The organism is Leisingera sp. UBA4491 (assembly GCF_002388965.1).
Classification (GTDB): Bacteria; Pseudomonadota; Alphaproteobacteria; order Rhodobacterales; family Rhodobacteraceae; genus Leisingera; species Leisingera aquaemixtae.
In genome coordinates, this window is the sequence record NZ_DGNN01000029.1 from 192,482 (window position 1) to 211,630 (window position 19,149).

The window sequence follows — 19,149 nt, forward strand, 5'->3', positions numbered from 1 at the left end:
CTTAAGCCTGGCCTTTGCCGGAACCGAATGCGGCCGCCAGATTGGCGGCTGCTTGCGTATAGCCGCCCGCCGCCCCGTCGACAAAATGCACGTGGCTGTCCTCAACCGGGGAAGGCACGATGCAAGTGACAAGAGCGGCGTCCTGTTCATGCAGGCCGAACTGCACCAGCCCGGCCTCTGCCGCCCGCTCCAGATGGCGGCGGATCCGGTCGCGGATGTCCGCGGTGCAGTCCAGCGTCATCTTCAGCCCGTCATCGAATTTGCGGAAGTCCGAATGGGCCTTGAGCACGGACAGGTAATGCACCGGGTCAAACCCGCCGGCGCGCCGTTTGGCGAGGAAGATCAGCCCGGCGAGGGCGCTGTGCGCCAAAAGATAAAGCTTCCGTAAAATCAGAGGGGTTTTGCCGCGCGACGACTGCGCTTCCAGCGCCAGCCCGGCAGGCGGAAAGCCCAGTTTCGGCCCGGTGGCGGGGACCGGGTGGCCGTTGTCTTTCAGTTCGCTTGCCAGAGCCAGCAGGCGGGAGGAGAATCGGGCAAACGCCCGCGGGTCCGCGCCCGGAGCAGGCTGCACGACCACCGACAGGATAATGCCGTTGCGGGCGGGCGTGTTGCTCCAGCGGCAGGAGAGGCCGGAGAGATCGGGCGGTGCGGCCTGCGGGTCCGGCGGCACCTCGAAGGCGCCCGCTTTCATCTGCGACTCGGCCCAGGCCAGGCCGCCGCCGCTGAACATCGCGAAATCGGCGTGATCCGACACCGCATAGCGGGCGATGGTGACGTCCAGCCCCTCTGCCCGGATCCAGCGCAGCGGCACCATGGCGGCGCGCAGGGGGACGCCGAATTCCGCCCCGGTCCAGCTGCGCAAGGAGGCCAGAACGCGCTGTGCGGTCTCCCGGTGGCGCGGCGGCACCGCAAAGGCGGCGCCGTCGCCGCCGAAGATATAGGGGAACGCCTCGCCCTGCAGCGCATTGCGCATCGCGGCAATCACCGCGGCGCCGATCATGTTGACGGTCTTGTAGCGGCCCGCCGCAATCAGCGCGGTGGAGTTGACGATATCGGTGCAGCACAGGTGCCAGTCCGGCGGCAGCGGCACAAATGCCTCCGGGGCGGACAAGCTGTCAAAGCTGCGGACCCTGGGGAGGCTGGTATAGAAACTGTCCGTCGTCATGCGGTTCCGCTCCGGTCCTTGGCCCCAGTGGCCTGCCACAGTGATCTGCACCAATGGCGTGCCCCACTGGTCTGGCCCACTGGTCTGGCCGTGTGACCTGCGGTTTCTACCTAAACAAATTGTGCGCCGGGGCCAAACATGCAAGCTGTGCGGCAGACACAAAAAAGCGGGGAGGGAAAATGCAGGCGGGATTGGTCTTGTTGTGCCTGGCCTATGTGCTGAGCCAGTTTTTCCGCGCCTTTCTGGCGGTGCTGTCGGGGGTGCTGGGGCAGGACATCGGCGCGGCGCCGGATGATCTGGCGTTTGCCTCGGGCATGTGGTTCCTGTCCTTTGCGGCGATGCAGCTGCCGGTGGGCTGGGCGCTGGACCATGCGGGCCCGCGCCGGACGGCGGCGGTGCTGCTGCTTCTGGGCGGCGGCGGCGGCGCGGCGCTGTTTGCCGCGGCCACCACGCCCCTGCACGTGAGCATCGCGATGTTCCTGATCGGCATTGGCTGCTCGCCGGTGCTGATGGCGTCCTATTACATCTTTGCCCGCCAGTACCCGCCCGCCCGATTTGCCACTTTGGCGGCGCTGATGCTGGGGGTGGGGTCGGCAGGCAATCTGGTGGCCTCTTACCCGACCGCGCTGGCGGTGGACCTGTTCGGCTGGCGCGGCACCCTGGCGGGGCTGGCGGCGGTCTCGGTTGCGGTGGCGGCGGGGATATTCGTGACCGTGAGCGACCCGGACAAGCCCGATGGCGAACTGAAGGGATCGGTCTTTGACCTGCTGAAGATGCCGGCGATGTGGGCGGTCTTTCCGCTGATGCTGGTGGCCTATGCGCCCTCGGGCGCGCTGCGGGGGCTGTGGATCGGACCCTATCTGAGCGATCTTTACGGGCTCAGCACCCAGGCCGTGGGGCTGGCGACGCTGGTGATGGGCGCGGCGATGATTGCGGGCACCTTTGCCTATGGGCCGCTGGACCGGATGCTGGGCACCCGCAAATGGGTGATCCTGGGCGGCAACCTGCTGGCCTGCCTTGCCCTGGGGGGGCTGATTATGGCCACCGGCGCGCCGGTCTGGGTGCCGGTTGCGATGATGGCGGCGGTGGGGTTTTTCGGAGCCTCCTTCCCGGTGATCATGGCGCATGGCCGGGCCTTTGTGCCGCCGCATCTGGCGGGGCGCGGGGTGACCCTGCTGAACCTGTTCGGCATTGGCGGGGTGGGAATCATGCAGTTTGCGACCGGGCGCATTCACGCGGAAATGGCGGGAGCCGATCCGGCTTTGCCCTACACCGGCATTTTCGGCTTCTTTCTGGTGTGCCTGGCGGCGGGGTGCGCGGTTTATCTGCTCAGCCGCGACAGCATGGACTGATCCGCCCCCTTTAAACTTTTGCCCGGAGGCATTATCACTCCCGCGCCGGCCATGGGGCCGGGCAATACTGGAGAAACAGAAAAATGGGTTACCGCATCGCCGTTGTCGGCGCCACGGGCAACGTGGGCCGCGAAATGCTGAACATCCTGGCCGAGCGCCAGTTCCCCGTGGACGAGGTCGCTGCGCTGGCAAGCCGCAAGTCTCTCGGCACTGAAGTCAGCTTTGGCGATAAGACACTCACTACCAAGGATCTGGACACCTTCGATTTTGCCGGCTGGGACATGGCGCTGTTTGCCATCGGCTCTGACGCGACCAAGAAATACGCGCCCAAGGCGGCAGCGGCCGGCTGTGTGGTGATCGACAACTCGTCGCTGTACCGCTACGACCCGGAAATCCCGCTGATCGTGCCGGAAGTGAACCCGCAGGCGGTCCACGGCTACAAGAACAAGAACATCATCGCAAACCCCAACTGCTCCACCGCGCAGATGGTTGTCGCGCTGAAGCCGCTGCATGACCGCGCCCGGATCAAGCGCGTTGTGGTGTCGACCTACCAGTCGGTGTCCGGCTCCGGCAAGGACGCGATTGACGAGCTGTGGGACCAGACCAAGTCCGTCTATAACCCGACCCAGGACGTGCCGCCGAAAGTCTATCCCAAGCAGATCGCCTTCAACGTCATTCCGCATATCGACGTCTTCCTCGACGACGGCTCGACCAAGGAAGAGTGGAAGATGGTGGCCGAGACCAAGAAGATCGTCGACCCGTCGATCAAGGTCACCGCAACCTGCGTGCGGGTGCCGGTGTTTGTCGGCCACTCCGAATCCATCAACATCGAGTTCGAGGACTTCCTGGACGAGGACGAGGCCCGCGACATCCTGCGCGAGGCGCCCGGCATCATGGTGATCGACAAGCGCGAAGCCGGCGGCTACGTGACCCCGGTGGAATGCGTTGGCGATTTCGCCACCTTCATCAGCCGCATCCGTCAGGATTCGACCATCGACAACGGCATCAACCTGTGGTGCGTCAGCGACAACCTGCGCAAGGGCGCGGCGCTGAACGCGGTGCAGATTGCCGAGCTGCTGGGCCGCGAGGTCCTGAAGAAAGGCTGAGCCTTATATCCTTTTGGTGAGGGGGCCGCTTCGGAAGAGACGGCCCCTTTTCTTTTGCACGGCTGCCGGGGCGCGCACGGGTCCGGTAATTTCAAATGGAGAGTTAATCAGCCGCCGCAGACAGAGGAAAACGCCATGATCGCACTGCAGGACTTCAGCACCGCCACCCCCGCAACGCAGATGCTTCCGTCCTTTGCCCCAATGCATTTGCCGCAGCGGTCTGCGGCCGCTGCGCGCCCTGAGCCCGAACGCAGGCCCGGGCTGAGCTGCGTGACGGCGGCGGAACTGAAGCAGCATGTCGCCAGCGCGTTCAGCGCTGCCGGAGACTGGTTCACACTGTGCCGCGCGCTGCGCCGCAAGGGGTTGTGCCTGCGGATGCGCGGCGAGGATCTGTGGCTGTTCGATGCGGCCAGCCTCACCGCGATTTCCTCCTGCGAGGATCTGGGGATCGACCCGATGGAGCTGGAGTTGCGCTTTGGCCCGTCGCAGCCGCAGCGGCCCTCTGCCCAGGCGGCCTGAGCGTGCTGGCCACGCCGGGGACGGAAGGATAGGTTTGGCACCAGGCGGGCGTTTTTGCCCGCCTTCATTTCCTGAGTGAGAGATGCCAATGCGATTTTCCTTGATGGCTTTTGCCTTGTCCTGCTGCGCCTTGGCTGCCGCACCGGCGGCGGCGGACGAAATTCCGGTCAGCAGCCGGGTGTCTGAAGTGACGCTTTACCCGGGCCTGGCCGAAGTGACCCGCAGCGCAGCGCTGACGCTGAAGCAAGGGCGGCACCGGCTGATCCTGCAGAACGTGCCGCACTCTGCGCGGCTGAGCACCCTGCAAGTTGAGATTGCCGGGGCGCGCCGCATTGCCACGCAGCTGCGCCAGGATTACGCGCCGCCGCGCGATGCCAATGACCCGGAGATCGAGGCCGCCGAGGCGCGTGTCCGCGCGGCGGAGGCCCGCATCGCTGCGGTCCGCGATGAGGCGGAGCGGGCGCGGGCCGGCGTCCGGGCGGCGGAAGCCTCGATCGGTTTCCTGCAGCAGCTGGGCGGCAACGAGGGGCTGGCGCAGGCCGATGCCGCGGCGCTGAGCGCGATTGCCCGGATGATTTCGGAGGAGGCCGCGGGCGCCAGCCAGGCGGCGGTGGCCGCCGAGGCTGAGGCGCGGCGGATCGGGTTGCAGCTGGAGGATCTGGAGGAAGACCTGGCAGAGGCCCGCGCGGCGCTGGCGGCGATTTCGCTGGAAGACCGGGACCGGCTGTTCATTGCGGTGGATATCGAGGCAGAGCAGGCGGGAGACGGCGCGGTGACGGTCCGCTATCTCACGGAAGGGGCCGGAAACATCGGCTGGCAGCCGTCTTATGAAATGCACCTCAGCACAATGGGTGAGGCCGCGGGTGAGGCTGAACTCACCCTGAAGCGGGCGGTGCTGCTGGTTCAGGACACCGGCGAGAACTGGCAGGATGTGGCGCTGACGCTGTCGACGGCAGCCCCTTCGGGGCAGGGCAGCCCCTCCGCGCTGCATCCCTGGCTGCGCCGGGTTGAAGCGCCGGAGCTGCCGCGCCCGCAGAAGCGGCTGCAATCGTTCGACTCTGAACTTGGCGCGCTGGCGGCGCCGGCGGCAGAGGCGGCCGCGGTTGCGGAGGAGGCGCTTGAGTGGAGCGCGGATCGCAGCGGTGCCGCCGTCACTTACCGGTTTGGCGCGCCTGTCACCGTGGCCTCCGGCGCCGATCTGCTGCGGCTGGAGATGGACAGCCTGACTGCCGCGGCTGAGCTGAGGGCGGTGGCAGTGCCGTTGCGGGACGAGACCGCCTACAGGGTGGTTAAATTCACCAACAGCTTTGGCGAGCAGCTGCTGGGCGCGGCTGAGGTGCCGCGCTTTGCCGATGGCAAGCTGATTGCGGTGGAACGGTTTGCGGGGCTGGCGCCGGGTGCGGAGATGGAGGCCGGGTTCGGCCCGGTCGAAGGCCTGCAGTTGCGCCGCGATGTGCTGGATCAGAGCGAAGGCGGCCAGGGCCTGATCTCGCGCAGCAGCCAGCAGGTGCAGGCGGTGGAGATCGAGGTGGAGAACCTGACCGGGCAGGACTGGGCGGTGCGGGTGCTGGACCGGGTGCCCTATTCGCAGCAGGACGATCTGGAGATCGGCTGGAGCGCCAAACCGAGGCCTGCGGAGGAGGATGTGGAGAAGCAGCGCGGCATTCTGGCCTGGGATCTGGAACTGGCGGCGGGTGAAAGCCGCACGATCCGGCTGGACACCACGCTGAACTGGCCCGAAGGCATGGTGCTGCGCTGATCGTGGCCTGATCCGGGCCTGATCCGGGCGCGGCGCCTAGCGGCAGGGGAACGCTCCCGCCCGTCGTCAGGTATTGGAAATACCTTCCTCCCGTTGGGCGTGGCACCGCGCAAGGCGCGGTGCCACGCCCAAGGCCGCTGCCGCTGCGCTGGCGAAGCCAGGGCTGCGGGCGGGCGCGGGAGGGCTGCCTGTTGCGGCTGGCGCTTCGGCTTTAGTCTGCCTTCCACTTGGCGGCGAGATCGCGGGCGTTTCTGGCCAGCACCATCACGTCGATTCCGACCGCAAGAAACTGTGCGCCCATGTCTGCGTAGGCTTGGGTGGCCTCATCCGTGGTGCCGAGGATGCCGGGGGCGATGCCTGCCGCCTTGATGCGGGCGATGGCATCGGCGATCACTTCGCGCACCTCCGGGTGGGCGGAGTTGCCCTGATGGCCCATGTCGGTGGACAGATCCGCCGGGCCGATGAACACGCCGTCGATGCCCTCGACCTGAAGGATCTCGTCCAGCGCGGCCATTCCGGCGCGGTTTTCCACCTGCACCAGCAGGCAGACCTCCTGATCGGCGGTCTGGATGTATTCGCTGACAGTGCCAAACAGGGTGGCGCGGGCGGCGGTGGCGCCGACGCCCCGCACGCCCTTGGGCGGGTAGTGGCAGGCGCGGACCAGCTCGCGGGCCTGGTCTGCGCTTTCGACGATCGGCACCAGAACCGTCTGGGCGCCGGCATCCAGCACCTGCTTGATCATCCAGGTCTCCCCTACCGGCACCCGCACCACCGGATGGCTGGGCGAGGCCGCCAGCGCCATCAGCTGGTCGCGGATCGAGCGGATATCGTTGGGCGCGTGCTCGCCGTCGATCACCAGCCAGTCGAAGCCGCAGGTGCCCATGATCTCGGCGATCTGGCCGTCGGCAAAGCTCATCCAGCAGCCGATCTGGCGTTTGCCCTGTGATAGAGCCTGTTTGAAGGTGTTCTTGGGCGCGGGCATGGGCTGGGCCTCCTGTCAGGCGAAATTGATGGATACGGAACCGAAGGGGCCGAAATCTGCGGCGATTTCCGTGCCCGGCGGGCATTCGATGGGGCGGATGAAAGAGCCTGAGAGCACGATATCCCCGGCCTCGATCTGTTGTCCATATTCCGCCATCCGCCGCGCCAGCCACAGGACCGAGGTGACAGGATCGTTCAGAACACCCGCGCCGAGGCCGGTTTCCTCTACTGTGCCGTTGCGGGCGGCGATGGCACCCACCCAGCGCAGGTCGTGAGCGTCCACGGCGTGGCGCTCCGCGCCCAGCACGACGCCTGCATTGGCGGCGTTGTCGCTGATGGTGTCGGTGATGATGCGGGCCTGGCCAGTTGCCGGGTCCGCCCGCAGGATGCGGGTGTCGAGGATTTCCAGAGAGGGGGCTACATAATCCGTGGCGGCCAGCACGTCCGCGCGGGTACAGGCTGCGCCTGCGAGGGGAGATTTCATGACAAAGGCGATCTCCGCCTCCACCCGCGGCTGGATGAAGCGGCCTGCGGGGACGGTGCCGCCGTTTTCGAACGCCATGTCATCCAAGAGCACGCCGCTGTCGGGGGTGGTGATGTTCAGCGCCTGCTGCATGGCGCGGCTGGTGAGGCCGATTTTCCAGCCGATTTTCCTGCGCCCGGAAGCCAGTTTTCGCCGTATCAGAGCCTGTTGCACCGCATAGGCATCGTCCAGCGTCATGCCGGGATAGGCCAGTGAGAGCAGACCGCATTGCTGGCCGGTTTGCTCGGCTTTCAGCAGGACTTCGGCGGCGTCCTCGTGCTGCTCGGGGGTCATGCCTGCCCCCCGTTGAACTCATCCTCGACGGTGTTGCGCAGGATGCCGATGCCCTCCACCTCAACCTCGACCACATCGCCGGGGACCAGGTATTTCGGCGGATCAAACCGCGCGCCTGCCCCGGTGGGGGTGCCGGTGATGATCACGTCACCCGGCTGCAGGGTGGTGAAGGTGGAGATATAGGCGATCTCCTCGCGGATCGGGAACATCATCCGGCTCAGGGTGTCGTCTTGGCGGACCTCTCCGTTCACGCGGGTGAGGATGCGCGCCTCATCCAGCTGGGCAGCATCCGTGAAGGGCACCAGCCAGGGGCCGATCGAGCCGGAGTTGTCCCAATTCTTGCCTTGCGTGACGTTGAACTTGGCGTGGCGGACCCAGTCGCGGATGGTGCCCTCGTTCGCCAGCGTCAGCGCCGCGATGTGATCGTAGGCGTCTTCCGGTTTGATCCGGCGCCCTGCTTTGCCGATCACCACGGCGACCTCGCCCTCGTAATCCAGCGTGTGGTTTTCCGGCGGGCGGATCAGTGGGCGCTCCGCCGCGGTGAAGGAGCGCGGGAAGCGGGGGAACAGGGACATATGCTTGGGCTGGGCGGAGCCGTCCTTGTATTCCGCGTTGCGGTCAGGGAAGTTGACGCCGACGCAGAGGATCTTTTCCGGGTTGGGGATGGGGATCTCATAGACAAAATCCGTGTGTGTGACGGGCTTGCCCTCAGCGGCTTCGGCTAGTTCGGGCAGGCCTTGGGCGGCGATCACCTCGCGCAGGGTGGGCCAGTCCGGGAAATGCGGCGATAGGGCGATCATGCCTGCGTCTGTCACAGCGCCATAGAAGGTCTCGCCATCGGCGGAGTAGGTGGCAAAGCGCATCAGGTCAGGTTCCTTGCGATTTCGGTGATGACGTCGAAAGCCATCATCACGTCCGCTTCGGTGGTTTCAAACTGGCCCGCCTGGAAGCGGATCACCAGCTCGCCGTCGAGGCGGGTCTGGGTCAGGTAGATGCGGCCGTCATCGTTGATGGCGTTGACCAGCCTTAGGTTCAGATCGTCCAGATTCGCGGCACCCTCGGGCGCGTAGCGGAAGGACCAGAGCGACCACATCGGCGGGGTGGTGATCTGGAAATCAGGCTCGGCTTTCAGCTTGTCATGCAGCTGGCTGGACCAGGTGATGTGATTGCGCAGGCGCTGGCGCAGGCCCTCCAGCCCGTAGGTGCGGATCAGGAACCAGATTTTCAGCGCGCGGAAGCGGCGGCCCAGTGGCACGGACCATTCGGAATAGTTGATGATGCCGTCATGGCCGTGGGTTTTGAGGTATTCCGGGCTGATGGCGAGGGTTCGCACCAAGTCATCCGGGTTCTTCAGAAAATGGGCGGAGCAGTCGAATTGCACGCCCAGCCATTTGTGCGGGTTGAAGACGATGCTGTCGGCGCGCTCCACCCCCGGCCAGTAATGGCGGTACTCCGGGCAGATCATCGCGGAGCCGGCCCAGGCGGCGTCGACATGGGTGTAGAGGCCGTATTTTTCGGCCACGTCCAGCACTTGATCGACGGGGTCGGTGGCGCCAACGCCGGTGCCGCCGACGCAGAGGATCACGCCCGCGGGCTGATGGCCAGCGGCGAGGTCGGCTTCGATGGCGGCTTCGAGTGCTGCCGGGTCCATGCCGCGCCAGTCGCCCTTGATGGGGATCCGGATCAGGTTCTGCTGGCCGATGCCCGCGACCCAGATGGCGCGGTCGATGGAGGTGTGGACCTCAGAAGAACAGTAGATGCGCAGCGCTTTCTGTCCGAACAGGCCTTGGCTGTTGCCTTGCCAGTTCAGCGCCTTTTCCCGCATGGTCAGCACTGCGGCGAGGGTGGCAGAGGAGGCAGAGTCCTGGATGACCCCCTGGAACTGGTCAGGCAGGTCCAGCGCCTGGCGCAGCCAGTCCATCATCCGGGTCTCCATCTCCGTCGCCGCGGGAGAGGTCTGCCACAGCATGCATTGCGGCGCGATGGCTGAGGTGAGGAATTCCGCCAGCACCGAGGGCGCGGCGGCGTTGGAGGTGAAATAGGCAAAGAAGCGCGGGTGCTGCCAATGGGTGATGCCGGGCATCACGATGTCCTCGAAATCGCGGAAGATCGCCTCCATCCCCTCGCCGTCCTCGGGCGGGGTCTGGGGCAGGGCGCTCAGCACTTCGCCGGGTTCGGTCCTGGCGCGCACCGGGCGGTCGCCGACGGTCAGGTGATAGTCCTGCGTCCAGTCCGCGACCCTGCGGCCCCATTCGGAGAAGTCATCCCATTTCATTCTTCTTACCTTGTTCTTTTGGGAGTGTGCCCGGCCGGGGGCCGGGCGCGATCCTTTTCATCAGGGTGCAATAATCGGCTGCGCGTTCAAGGCGCTAGGTTTCGGGGTGGCGCCTTCAAACACCGAGCCTTCCTCAAACCAGCTGCGCGGCGCAGGCGCACCCCAAAGGGTCTGGCGCTGCGGGTCGGTGAGCGACCATTTGATCGGCTCCAGGTCCGGGTCGACGGTCTGGTAGTCGGAGCAGTAGATCTCGATCCGGTGGCCGTCGGGGTCGCGCACATACAGGAAGAAGGCGTTGGAGATGCCGTGGCGGCCGGGGCCGCGTTCGATATTGCCGACGTAGCCGGTGGTCGACATCAGGTCCAGGAGGTCGATGATGTTCAAAGGGTTCGGCACCCAGAAGGCGGTGTGGTGCAGGCGGGGGCCGAGGCCGTTGGTGAAGGCCACGTCGTGCACGCCGCCCTTGCGGTGCATCCAGGCGGCCCAGATCTTGCCGCTGTCGTCATCCTCGGTGAACTCCGTGACGCGGAACCCCATCTCGTTATAGAAGGCGACGGAGGCATCCACATCCGCGCTGAACATGTTGAAATGGTCGATGCGCAGCGGTTTTACCCCGTTATAGAGCCTGTATTTCTGGTGGATCGGCTCCAGCCGGTCCATTTTGACGTAGAATTCCAGCGGGATGCCCCAGGGGTCGCGGGTGCGCAAGGTGCGGCCCATGTGCGGGCGGTCAACCCATTCCGCCGGCAGACCCTTGGACGTGAAGAAGTCTGCCGCCTTGTCCAGGTCCGGCGCATCGTAGAGTTTGAAGCCGAGGACGCCGACGGACGCCGTGTCCGCCTTGACCAGCACGATGCAATGGTGGCCGCGTTCTTCCATCGCGCGGAGATAGATGCGGCTGTCGTCCTCATGCGTCACCTGCAGGCCGAGGGTATCCACATAGAAGGCGCGGGAGGCGGTGAGGTCGGTGACGGCGTATTCCACATGGCTGAGCCGCACGATGTTGAAGGGCGGGTAGAGGTTCGGGGCGGGAACGGGCATGGTTTGGACCTTTCGCTTGAGGCCGGGTGCGGGAGCGAGGGGCCGGCCCCTCGCGCTCCCCGGGATATTTTGAGCCAGAAGAAGAGCGGATCAGGCGCCGAGGCGCGGGATCTTGTGGCGGCCGGTGGCAAAGCCGATGTGCTTTTGCTCCATGTAGAACTCGAACGACCATTCGCCGCCGTCGCGGCCGATGCCGCTGGACTTGACCCCGCCAAAGGGGGTGGGCAGATGGCGGACGTTTTCCGAGTTCACCCAGATCATCCCGGCCTCCAGCGCGTTTGTGAAGCGCAGGGCACGGGTGAGGTCGTTGGTCCAGACATAGCCTGTCAAACCGTACTGGGTGCCGTTGGCCAGTGTCAGGGCCTCCTCCTCGTCCTTGAAGCGGATCGCGGTGAGGACCGGGCCGAAGATTTCCTCCTGTGCGATGGTCATATCGTTGGTGGCATGTGTGAACAGCGTCGGGCGGACGAACCATCCCTTGTCGCCTGCGCGGATGCCGCCGGCGGCGATGGTGGCGCCGTCCTGTTTGGCGGTCTCGAAGTAGGACGTGACCTTGTCGAAATGCACCTTGTGGATCAGCGGGCCAACCTCGGTCGCGGGATCCAGCGGGTGGCCGACTTTGATGCTGTTGACGCGCTCGATCAGCTTGGCCTCGAACGCCTCCGCGATGCTGTCCTGCACCAGAAGGCGCGAGGAGGAGGTGCAGCGCTCGCCATTGAGCGAGTAGATCATGAAGATGGCGGCATCGAGCGCGCGGTCGAGGTCGGCGTCGTCAAAGACCACCACCGGGTTCTTGCCGCCCAGTTCGAAATGCACGCGCTTCAGGGTGTCCGCGCCCTGCTTCATGATCATCGAGCCGGTTTTCGACTCGCCGACAAAGGCGATGGCCTTGATGTCCGGGTGTTCGGTGAGCGCGCGCCCTGCGTCCTCGCCGAAGCCGTTCACAAGGTTCCAGACGCCCGCAGGCAGGCCGGCCTCATGCGCGATTTCGGCCAGGATGCGGGCAGTAAGGGGGGAGAACTCGGCCGGTTTGTGGACCACGGTGCAGCCCGCCGCCAGCGCGGGGGCGATCTTCCAGGTGGACAGCATGAAGGGCGTGTTCCAGGGGGTGATGACGCCCACCGGGCCGATCGGCACGCGGGTGGTCACGTTCATCAGCGTTGGCGATTGCAGCTGCTGGCCGTCGCGGGCGGATGCGGCCTTATCCGCGAAAAAGCGGAAGTTTTCGGCGCCGCGCAGGGCGGCCTTGGACATGAAACGGATGGCTTGCCCGGTGTCCCAGCATTCGCACAGCGCGATTTCCTCGGCGCGTTCGACGATCAGATCAGCGATGCGGTGCAGGATCTTCTTGCGCTCCAGCGCCGGCATGTCGCGCCAGGCGGGAAAGGCGGCCTTGGCGGCTTGAGCTGCAGTGCCGATGTCCTCAGCGCTGCCTTTGGCAACGGAGCAGATCACGCTTTCGTCCACCGGCGAGAGTGTTTCGAAGGAGGCGCCGGAGGCGGAGGGGCGGGTTTCGCCGTTGATCAGGTTCAAAATGCCGGTCTCGCGGAAGCGGGCCAGATGGCGGTTCAGCGTTTCGGTGTTGGTGTCCAGATCGCTCATCACGGGTCCGCCTTTTGCATGTGGTCGCGGATGGTGCCGCATTTCGGGGAAAGCTCCGGGTCGATGTCGCGCATTTCCAGCGACAGGGCGATGGAGTGCTGCTGCAGGGCCGGTTCCAGAAAGGACTGTGCTGCCGCGAACACGGCCTTGGCGGCGCGCTTGCGGGTGTCCAGATCGCGCCCGGCGCGCAGCCGGATGGAGATGTCGATATAGCCGTGCTGCGGATCGCCGTCGGCAATCGAGACATGGCTGGCGGCAAAGGCGCGCACCCGGATCCCGGCCAGCGGGAACACGCCGGTTTCCGCTGCCGCCTGCCGCAGATGGCGGCAGAGCGCGGCAATGTCGGTGCGGTCCTCCATGTTGGCGGAGTAGTCCAGCGTGATGTGCGGCATATCCAGTGTCCTCCTGAATTGCTTAACATGTGTAGCAAAATGAGGGCCGCCGGTCAAGCAGAAGAAATCCAAGCAGCAATTGCGTTTAGCCTGCAGCGGGGTGATAATCGGCTATGACCAAGATGATGCCGGCCACCGACCGTTCGCTGCCAATTGCTCTGCTCCGGGCGCGGGAACGTGTGATGGGTCCGATCCGGGCGCTGCTGAGCGGCGCGGGTCTGACCGAGCAGCAGTGGCGGGTGCTGCGGGTGGTGCAGGAAGACGGGCCGATTGACCCGACCCAGATCGCCGACAAGGCCTGCCTGCTGCTGCCAAGCCTGACGCGGATCCTGCAGAAGCTGGAGGAAAAGCAGCTGATCAGCCGCGTGCGCGACAAGGAGGACCGCCGCCGCCAGGTGGTGCGGATCGCGCCTGCGGGCGAGAAGGTCATCGCCGACAACATCGAGGCGAGTCTGGAGTTGATGAACCGGACCCGGGCCAAGATGGGGCCTGAACGCTATGAGGCGCTTTTGGACCTGCTGAATGAGCTGGACCAGATTGATCTGACGGAGTGAGTCGCTGCTGCCGCATCTGGCGCGGATGTCCGGGCGGGTGACGCAAACCGGGCAGCGTAAGAATTTTCCGGTGCCTGTCTGTGGTTTCTTGATTTTATGAATAAAATCAGTTGCTTGATTTTGCATGGAAGCCTCTGGGTGCCGGTTGTCCCGCTGCAGCTGAATGGGCGAATTCGCGCTGCTGACGCAAATGGCGCGGCCGGTGTCCGAAATCGCTCTGTGAAGACCGGCGTTTCTCAACAACTGTTGCAAGGACAGTTGATGAGGACATCATGCGGTATTCCGGCCTGAAAGTGATCAAGGAGGCCCTGACGGGCCACAAGGGATGGCGCCCCGCCTGGCGTGATCCGGAACCCAAGAAAAGCTACGATGTGGTGATCATTGGCGGCGGCGGGCACGGGCTGGCGACGGCCTATTACCTGGCCAAGAACCATGGGCTGACCAATGTCGCGGTGATCGAGAAGGGCTGGATCGGCGGCGGCAATGTGGGCCGCAACACCACCATCATCCGCTCCAACTATCTGCTGGACGGCAACGAGCCGTTTTACGAGCTGTCGCTGAAACTGTGGGAAGGGCTGGAGCAGGACTTCAACTACAACGCCATGGTCAGCCAGCGCGGCATTCTGAACCTGGTGCACACCGATGCGCAGCGCGATGCGGCGCGGCGCCGGGGCAATGCGATGATCCTGAATGGCTCGGACGCGGAGCTTTTGGACACCGAAGGCGTGCGGGCAATGTACCCGTTCTTGAACTTCAACGACGCGCGCTTTCCGATCAAGGGCGGGCTGCTGCACCGCCGCGGCGGCACTGTCCGGCACGATGCGGTGGCCTGGGGCTATGCCCGCGGAGCGGACCTGCGCGGGGTGGACATCATCCAGAACTGCGAAGTCACCGGCTTCAGGATCGAGAACGGTAAGTGCCTGGGTGTGGAAACCACCAAGGGCTTCATCGGCGCCAACAAGGTGGCGAGCTGCGTGGCCGGCTCCTCCAGCCGGGTGATGCAGAAGGCGGGGATGCGCCTGCCGATCGAAAGCCATGTTCTGCAGGCCTTTGTCTCTGAGGGGCTAAAGCCGGTGCTGGATGGCGTTGTCACCTTCGGCGCGGGGCATTTCTATGTCAGCCAGTCGGACAAGGGCGGGCTGGTGTTTGGCGGTGACCTGGACATGTACAATTCCTATGCGCAGCGCGGCAACCTGCCGGTGGTCGAGGATGTGATGGAAGGCGGCATGGCGCTGATGCCGATGCTGGGCCGGGTGCGGATGCTGCGCAGCTGGGGCGGCATCATGGACATGTCGATGGACGGCTCCCCCTTCATCGACAAGACCCATATCGACGGGCTCTATTTCAACGGCGGCTGGTGCTACGGCGGGTTCAAGGCGACCCCGGCGTCGGGCTGGTGCTATGCGCATCTGCTGGCGACTGATACCCCGCACAAGGTGGCGGCGGCCTACCGGCTCGACCGGTTCCGGCGCGGCTGCATGATCGACGAAAAGGGCCAGGGCGCCCAGCCGAACCTGCACTGAGGAAAGGAGCACACGATGATTATCAACCATCCGATCCTCGGGCCGCGGGACAGCCAGGAGTTCACCTACCTGGGGGACGCCAGCCTGATCGACCGGCCGGACTGGCAGGCCGAAAACGCGGCGGACCAGTTCCACGATTACCTGTACCTGCGCGACAACCCGGCGGGCGAGCACCGCGAATTGTGGTTCCATGAGCAGGGCGACCGCTCCTGGCTGGTGGTGACCCGCAACACCGTGACCCATGAAATCCTGACTGTCGAACTGGCCCGCGATGTGGCCCGGGCAAGGGGGCGCAGCAAATGACTGACGCAGTGATCAATGCCGGCGCCATGGCGTTCCGCGCCGATGGCAGCAATGGCACCCGCAAGGGGGTGCAGGTCAACCGTCTGGACGGCGGGCTGATCAACGGCGCCCGGAAGCTGGGCTTTACCTTTGACGGCAAGCGCTATGAAGGGCATGAGGGCGACACGCTGGCCTCGGCGCTCCTGGCAAACGGCGTTCGGCTGATGGGCCGGTCGTTCAAATACCATCGTCCGCGCGGTGTGCTGACCTCTGGTTCTGAAGAGCCGAACGCGCTGGTCGAGCTGCGCAGCGGCGGGCGGCAGGAGCCGAACACCCGAGCGACCGTGGCGGAGCTGTATGACGGGCTGGAGGCGAATTCTCAGAACCGCTGGCCGTCGCTGCAGCATGACTTCATGGCGATCAATGACCGGTTCTCGAACTTCCTGACCGCGGGATTCTACTACAAGACCTTCATGTGGCCTGCGGCGTTCTGGGAGAAGGTGTATGAGCCGATCATCCGCAAGGCGGCCGGCCTCGGCAGCATCAGTTTCGAGGCCGACCCGGATGCCTATGACAAGGGCTTCCTGCATTGCGACCTTCTGGTGATCGGGGCTGGTCCCACCGGCCTGATGGCGGCGCTGACCGCGGGCCGGGCCGGGGCGCAGGTTATCATCGCGGATGAAGACTTCCTGCTGGGCGGGCGTCTGAATGCCGAGACATTCGGCGTCGGTAACCTGACCGGCGCGGCCTGGGTTGCGCAGGTGCAAGCTGAACTGGCGGCGATGCCGAATGTGCGGGTGATGCCGCGCACCACCATCATCGGCGCCTTTGACCACGGCATCTATGGCGCGGTGGAGCGGGTGGCCGACCATGTGCTGGCGCCGGAAACGGGCAAGCCGCGGCAGATCCTGTGGCGGATCTACTCCAAGCGGGCAATGCTGGCGGCGGGTGCCACCGAGCGTCCCATCGCGTTTGAGAACAACGACCGTCCGGGCGTGATGCTGGCGGGTGCGGTGCGCGCCTATGCCAACCGCTGGGCGGTGACGCCGGATCAGACGGTTGCGGTCTTCACCAACAACGACGATGGCCACCGCACCGCCGCCGACCTGATTGCCAAGGGCGTTAAGGTCACGGCGGTGATCGACACCCGCGCGGATGCGCCCAAGGTTGAAGGCGCCGAGCTGTTTGCCGGGGCGCAGGTGATCGACACGAAGGGCCGGCTGGGTCTGGAATGGGCGCAGGTGCGCCTGGCAAACGGCACCACCCGCGACGTGCCTTGCGGCGCGCTGGCAGTGTCCGGCGGCTGGAACCCCAACGTGCATCTGACCTGCCACCAGCGCGGCCGCCCGGCCTGGCGCGAGGATATTGCCGCCTTTGTTCCCGCAGGTGAGCTGCCGCAGAACATGTCCGTGGCTGGAGCTGCCAATGGCGATCTCTCCACCGCTGCCGCATTGCGGGCCGGTGCCGAGGGCGCGGTGGCTGCGCTGTCGGAGTTGGGGATCGAGGCCAAGGCGAGTGATCTGCCCGAGGCCGAGGACGCGCCCGTCAACGTGACCCCCTTCTGGTACGTGAAGGAAGGCAAGGGCCGCGCCTGGCTGGACCAGCAGAACGACGTCACCGTCAAGGACGTGAAACTGGCGCATCAGGAGAACTTCCGCTCTGTCGAGCACCTGAAGCGCTACACCACCCTGGGCATGGCAACCGATCAGGGCAAGACCTCCAACATGGGCGGTCTGGCGATCATGGCTGAACTGGCGGGCAAGCAGATCCCCGAGGTCGGCACCACCATGTTCCGCCCGCCCTACACGCCGGTGTCTTTCGGTGTGATGGCTGGCCGCTCGGTGGGTGAGGAATTCCGTCCGACCCGCAAGACCCCCAGCCACAAATGGGCTGAGGAGCAGGGCGCGGTGTTTGTCGAGGTCGGCCAGTGGCTGCGGGCGCAGTGGTTCCCCAAAGCGGGCGAAACCCATTGGCGCCAGTCGGTGGACCGCGAGGTGCTGCAGACCCGCAATTCGGTCGGCATCTGCGACGTGACCACGCTGGGCAAGATCGATGTGCAGGGCAAGGATGCTGCCGAGTTCCTGAACATGATGTATGCCAATGCCTTTGCCAAGCTGCCGGTGGGCAAGGTCCGTTACGGGCTGATGCTGCGCGAAGATGGCATTGCCTATGACGACGGCACCGCGGCGCGGTTTGCCGAGGATCATTTCGTGGTGACCACCACCACCGCCAACGCAGTTCTGGTCTACCGCAACATGGAATTTGCGCGCCAGTGCCTGTTTCCTGACATGGATGTGCAGCTGATCTCGACCACCGAGGCCTGGGCACAGTTCGCGGTGGCGGGTCCGAATGCCCGCAAGCTGCTGCAAAAGGTCGTGGACCCCGAGTTCGACATCTCGAACGAGGCGTTCCCGTTCATGGGCTGCGGTGAAGTGACCGTGGCGGGCGGCTGCCGGGCGCGGCTGTTCCGGATCTCCTTCTCGGGCGAGCTGGCCTATGAGATCGCGGTACCGACCCGGTACGGCGATGCGATGATCCGCAAGCTGATGGAGGCGGGCGAGGAGTTCGGCGCTGTTCCCTATGGCACCGAGGCGCTGGGCGTCATGCGGATCGAAAAGGGCCATGCGGCAGGTAACGAGCTGAACGGGACAACCTCGGCGCTGAACCTGGGCATGGGGCGGATGGTCAGCAAGAAGAAGGACTGCATCGGCAATGTGCTGAGTGAGCGGCCGGGCATGAACCAGGACGACGCGCTGAAGCTGGTGGGCTTCAGGCCTGTGAATGCTGGTGATCCGGTGCAGGCCGGGGCGCATCTGATGAACGCCGATGGCGAGGTCAGCGCGGCCACCGATCAGGGCTATATCACCTCTGCCGCCTATTCTCCGGTGCTGGGCTGTTCGATCGGGATCGGCTTCCTGAAGCGCGGCGACGCGCGGATGGGCGAGGTGATCCGCGCAGTCAACCCGCTGGAGGGCAAGGAAACCCGGGTCGAGGTTGTCAGCGCGCATTTTGTGGATCCGGAAGGGGAGCGTCTCCGTGGGTAAGTTTGATCAGCATGGGCTGAAAGCCATCTCTCCGCTGGGCGGGCATGAGCCGCGGGCGGATGCCTTCACCGGCCTCCTGATCCGGGAAGTCACCGACCGGGCGCTGGCCTCGCTGGCGGCACGCCAGGGGCAGGCGGAGGCGGTGAAAGCCGCGGCTGCATCGCATCTGGGCGGTCTCTTGCCGGAGCCTGCCCGCTGGAGCGCGGCGGGGGAGCTTGCGGCCTGGTGGATGGGGCCGGATCTGTGGATGGTCTCTGCCCCGCATGACAGCCACGAGCTGCTGGCGGCTGAGCTGAAACAGGCAGTCGGCGACGCGGGCTCCGTGGTGGAGCAGACCGACGGCTGGTGCTGTTTCGGCATGGAAGGCCCGCGCTGCTTTGACGTGCTGGAGCGGCTGTGCAACGCCAATATTCGTGCGGGCAAGGCGGGGGATGCCACCCGCACCTCGGTGGAGCATCTGGGGGTATTTCTGCTGTGCCATGCGCCGGGGCAGAGATATTCGATCATCGGCCCGCGTTCCTCGGCGGCATCGCTGCATCATGCACTGGTGGCGGCGGCGAAATCGGTGATCTGAGAAATCTGCACGACGATTGAAGCCGCCCGGCCGTAGTGCCGGGCGGTTTGCCTTTGGCGGCCGGAGGCGGTCAAAGGAACTGGCTGGCCTGCGTGCAGGGGGCGGATGCCTCCGGCGGGAGTATTTTCAGAAAGATGAAAAGAACCAGAACAGCCGCAGACAT

At 65.4% G+C, this 19,149-nt stretch carries 17 protein-coding genes; 9 read left to right on the top strand and 8 right to left on the bottom strand.

What is annotated here, in order from left to right:
• Position 1: 1 nt before the first annotated feature.
• Positions 2-1,165, bottom strand: coding sequence for a DUF3095 domain-containing protein (locus tag B2P87_RS18615; protein ID WP_141891895.1), 1,164 nt, complete (start codon positions 1,163-1,165; stop codon positions 2-4).
• A 179-nt stretch (positions 1,166-1,344) separates the two neighbouring features.
• Here B2P87_RS18615 and B2P87_RS18620 point away from each other — a divergent pair, with 179 nt between their 5' ends.
• From B2P87_RS18620 to B2P87_RS18635, 4 genes are all read left to right on the top strand, one after another.
• Positions 1,345-2,517 carry an MFS transporter gene (locus tag B2P87_RS18620; RefSeq protein WP_141891896.1) on the top strand — a complete coding sequence of 391 codons (1,173 nt, stop codon included), beginning with the start codon at positions 1,345-1,347 and terminating at the stop codon, positions 2,515-2,517.
• Between the two features lie 83 nt (positions 2,518-2,600).
• Entirely contained in the window at positions 2,601-3,623 is a 1,023-nt protein-coding gene (locus B2P87_RS18625; RefSeq protein WP_141891897.1) for an aspartate-semialdehyde dehydrogenase, read from the top strand.
• A gap of 135 nt (positions 3,624-3,758) precedes the next feature.
• Entirely contained in the window at positions 3,759-4,142 is a 384-nt protein-coding gene (locus B2P87_RS18630) for a hypothetical protein (protein ID WP_141891898.1), read from the top strand.
• Between the two features lie 88 nt (positions 4,143-4,230).
• Positions 4,231-5,901 carry a DUF4139 domain-containing protein gene (locus B2P87_RS18635; RefSeq protein WP_141891899.1) on the top strand — a complete coding sequence of 557 codons (1,671 nt, stop codon included), beginning with the start codon at positions 4,231-4,233 and terminating at the stop codon, positions 5,899-5,901.
• Between the two features lie 211 nt (positions 5,902-6,112).
• Here the strand turns inward: B2P87_RS18635 and B2P87_RS18640 are convergent, their stop codons facing one another.
• From B2P87_RS18640 to B2P87_RS18670, 7 genes are all read right to left on the bottom strand, one after another.
• Positions 6,113-6,883: an aldolase/citrate lyase family protein gene (locus B2P87_RS18640; RefSeq protein WP_141891900.1), complete on the bottom strand. Its 771-nt coding sequence runs from the start codon at positions 6,881-6,883 to the stop codon at positions 6,113-6,115.
• Positions 6,884-6,898: 15 nt separating this feature from the next.
• Positions 6,899-7,699, bottom strand: coding sequence for a 2-oxo-hept-4-ene-1,7-dioate hydratase (hpaH, locus tag B2P87_RS18645; protein WP_141891901.1), 801 nt, complete (start codon positions 7,697-7,699; stop codon positions 6,899-6,901).
• Complete coding sequence (locus B2P87_RS18650; protein WP_141891902.1) at positions 7,696-8,562, bottom strand: fumarylacetoacetate hydrolase family protein; 867 nt, start codon at positions 8,560-8,562, stop codon at positions 7,696-7,698. The genes hpaH and B2P87_RS18650 overlap by 4 nt, the downstream gene beginning before the upstream one ends.
• Positions 8,562-9,974, bottom strand: coding sequence for a pyridoxal phosphate-dependent decarboxylase family protein (locus B2P87_RS18655; protein ID WP_141891903.1), 1,413 nt, complete (start codon positions 9,972-9,974; stop codon positions 8,562-8,564). The genes B2P87_RS18650 and B2P87_RS18655 overlap by 1 nt, the downstream gene beginning before the upstream one ends.
• Before the next feature lie 60 nt (positions 9,975-10,034).
• Entirely contained in the window at positions 10,035-11,015 is a 981-nt protein-coding gene (hpaD, locus tag B2P87_RS18660; protein ID WP_141891904.1) for a 3,4-dihydroxyphenylacetate 2,3-dioxygenase, read from the bottom strand.
• Between the two features lie 90 nt (positions 11,016-11,105).
• Positions 11,106-12,617: a 5-carboxymethyl-2-hydroxymuconate semialdehyde dehydrogenase gene (gene hpaE, locus B2P87_RS18665; RefSeq protein ID WP_141891905.1), complete on the bottom strand. Its 1,512-nt coding sequence runs from the start codon at positions 12,615-12,617 to the stop codon at positions 11,106-11,108.
• Entirely contained in the window at positions 12,617-13,009 is a 393-nt protein-coding gene (locus B2P87_RS18670; protein WP_141891906.1) for a 5-carboxymethyl-2-hydroxymuconate Delta-isomerase, read from the bottom strand. Before B2P87_RS18670 ends, hpaE begins: the two co-directional genes overlap by 1 nt.
• Positions 13,010-13,122: 113 nt before the next feature.
• Between B2P87_RS18670 and hpaR the strand changes: the two genes are divergently transcribed.
• The 5 genes from hpaR to B2P87_RS18695 all read left to right on the top strand — a co-directional run bounded on the left by hpaR (position 13,123) and on the right by B2P87_RS18695 (position 18,986).
• Positions 13,123-13,563 (top strand): homoprotocatechuate degradation operon regulator HpaR, encoded by a 441-nt coding sequence (gene hpaR, locus B2P87_RS18675; protein WP_141891907.1) that lies wholly within the window; start codon positions 13,123-13,125, stop codon positions 13,561-13,563.
• Between the two features lie 272 nt (positions 13,564-13,835).
• Complete coding sequence (locus tag B2P87_RS18680) at positions 13,836-15,086, top strand: sarcosine oxidase subunit beta family protein (RefSeq protein WP_141891908.1); 1,251 nt, start codon at positions 13,836-13,838, stop codon at positions 15,084-15,086.
• A 15-nt stretch (positions 15,087-15,101) separates the two neighbouring features.
• A complete protein-coding gene (locus B2P87_RS18685) occupies positions 15,102-15,389 on the top strand; it encodes a sarcosine oxidase subunit delta (RefSeq protein ID WP_141891909.1) in 288 nt (95 codons plus the stop codon).
• Between the two features lie 26 nt (positions 15,390-15,415).
• The gene (locus B2P87_RS18690; protein WP_208764544.1) at positions 15,416-18,412 is read left to right on the top strand and encodes a sarcosine oxidase subunit alpha family protein; all 2,997 of its coding nucleotides are present in this window, start codon (positions 15,416-15,418) and stop codon (positions 18,410-18,412) included.
• Positions 18,405-18,986: a sarcosine oxidase subunit gamma gene (locus tag B2P87_RS18695; protein WP_141891911.1), complete on the top strand. Its 582-nt coding sequence runs from the start codon at positions 18,405-18,407 to the stop codon at positions 18,984-18,986. Before B2P87_RS18690 ends, B2P87_RS18695 begins: the two co-directional genes overlap by 8 nt.
• Positions 18,987-19,149 lie beyond the last annotated feature (163 nt).

What these genes read in the sequence shown, in the direction of transcription:
- hpaD (WP_141891904.1), bottom strand. Translation starts at nt 11,015, where the DNA reads ATGCCCGTTCCCGCCCCGAACCTCTACCCGCCCTTCAACATCGTGCGG.
- B2P87_RS18685 (WP_141891909.1), top strand. Translation starts at nt 15,102, where the DNA reads ATGATTATCAACCATCCGATCCTCGGGCCGCGGGACAGCCAGGAGTTC.
- B2P87_RS18670 (WP_141891906.1), bottom strand. Translation starts at nt 13,009, where the DNA reads ATGCCGCACATCACGCTGGACTACTCCGCCAACATGGAGGACCGCACC.
- B2P87_RS18625 (WP_141891897.1), top strand. Translation starts at nt 2,601, where the DNA reads ATGGGTTACCGCATCGCCGTTGTCGGCGCCACGGGCAACGTGGGCCGC.
- hpaE (WP_141891905.1), bottom strand. Translation starts at nt 12,617, where the DNA reads ATGAGCGATCTGGACACCAACACCGAAACGCTGAACCGCCATCTGGCC.
- B2P87_RS18690 (WP_208764544.1), top strand. Translation starts at nt 15,416, where the DNA reads ATGGCGTTCCGCGCCGATGGCAGCAATGGCACCCGCAAGGGGGTGCAG.
- B2P87_RS18630 (WP_141891898.1), top strand. Translation starts at nt 3,759, where the DNA reads ATGATCGCACTGCAGGACTTCAGCACCGCCACCCCCGCAACGCAGATG.
- B2P87_RS18655 (WP_141891903.1), bottom strand. Translation starts at nt 9,974, where the DNA reads ATGAAATGGGATGACTTCTCCGAATGGGGCCGCAGGGTCGCGGACTGG.
- B2P87_RS18615 (WP_141891895.1), bottom strand. Translation starts at nt 1,165, where the DNA reads ATGACGACGGACAGTTTCTATACCAGCCTCCCCAGGGTCCGCAGCTTT.
- B2P87_RS18650 (WP_141891902.1), bottom strand. Translation starts at nt 8,562, where the DNA reads ATGCGCTTTGCCACCTACTCCGCCGATGGCGAGACCTTCTATGGCGCT.
- B2P87_RS18635 (WP_141891899.1), top strand. Translation starts at nt 4,231, where the DNA reads ATGCGATTTTCCTTGATGGCTTTTGCCTTGTCCTGCTGCGCCTTGGCT.
- B2P87_RS18640 (WP_141891900.1), bottom strand. Translation starts at nt 6,883, where the DNA reads ATGCCCGCGCCCAAGAACACCTTCAAACAGGCTCTATCACAGGGCAAA.
- B2P87_RS18620 (WP_141891896.1), top strand. Translation starts at nt 1,345, where the DNA reads ATGCAGGCGGGATTGGTCTTGTTGTGCCTGGCCTATGTGCTGAGCCAG.
- hpaH (WP_141891901.1), bottom strand. Translation starts at nt 7,699, where the DNA reads ATGACCCCCGAGCAGCACGAGGACGCCGCCGAAGTCCTGCTGAAAGCC.
- B2P87_RS18680 (WP_141891908.1), top strand. Translation starts at nt 13,836, where the DNA reads ATGCGGTATTCCGGCCTGAAAGTGATCAAGGAGGCCCTGACGGGCCAC.
- hpaR (WP_141891907.1), top strand. Translation starts at nt 13,123, where the DNA reads ATGACCAAGATGATGCCGGCCACCGACCGTTCGCTGCCAATTGCTCTG.